Below are 537 nucleotides of genomic sequence, written 5' to 3'. Positions count from 1 at the left end.
CATTATACAGCAAAACAGCTCGCAGCGCGAGCTGTCTGTGTAGAGAACTTCCTGCAAAAATTCTATGAGGTCTGCTGCAAAAACGGCCTGATTTTTTGTGGAAAACTTTGCCTCACAAAACGCACCGTTCCACGCTTTTATTTGCTTTAGGCTGGTCAATGGAAAGGCCTTCGGTCAGCCACCGGAATTCCTGCCAGCTTAAACTTCGCATCTCGGCACAGCTGCGGGGCCATTGAAATCCTCCGCCATTCTCCATTCGCTTATACAGCAGCACAAAGCCGTCCCCCTCCCACAACAGGGCCTTGATTCGATCCCGCCGTTTGCCGCAAAACAAAAACAGGCTGTTGGAAAACGGGTCCAGCTCAAACTGCTGCTGTACGATCTGCGCCAATCCGTCTATTCCGCGCCGCAGGTCCGTGTATCCACAGGCCAGATAGATATGATCTACCCGGCTGATGTCACCCAGCATGTCGGATTCCTCGAACGACTGCGCTGATCTGTTCTGCGCTTACACCTGCTGGAAGCTCTACCAGGATA

At 52.3% G+C, this 537-nt stretch carries 1 protein-coding gene; it reads right to left on the bottom strand.

The annotated features are described in order from the left end of the window. Positions 1-112: 112 nt before the first annotated feature. Positions 113-469 (bottom strand): IS66 family insertion sequence element accessory protein TnpB, encoded by a 357-nt coding sequence (gene tnpB / locus B5F27_RS16430; RefSeq protein WP_087369081.1) that lies wholly within the window; start codon positions 467-469, stop codon positions 113-115. Positions 470-537: the final 68 nt, after the last annotated feature.

This window comes from Faecalibacterium sp. An192 (assembly GCF_002160175.1).
Classification (GTDB): domain Bacteria; phylum Bacillota; class Clostridia; order Oscillospirales; family Ruminococcaceae; genus Faecalibacterium.
The sequence above is the reverse complement of the archived record's forward strand: the minus strand, read 5'-3'. Positions and strand labels throughout refer to the sequence as shown.

Excerpts from the sequence above, each read along its gene's own strand:
- tnpB (WP_087369081.1), bottom strand. The coding sequence starts at position 469 with ATGCTGGGTGACATCAGCCGGGTAGATCATATCTATCTGGCCTGTGGA.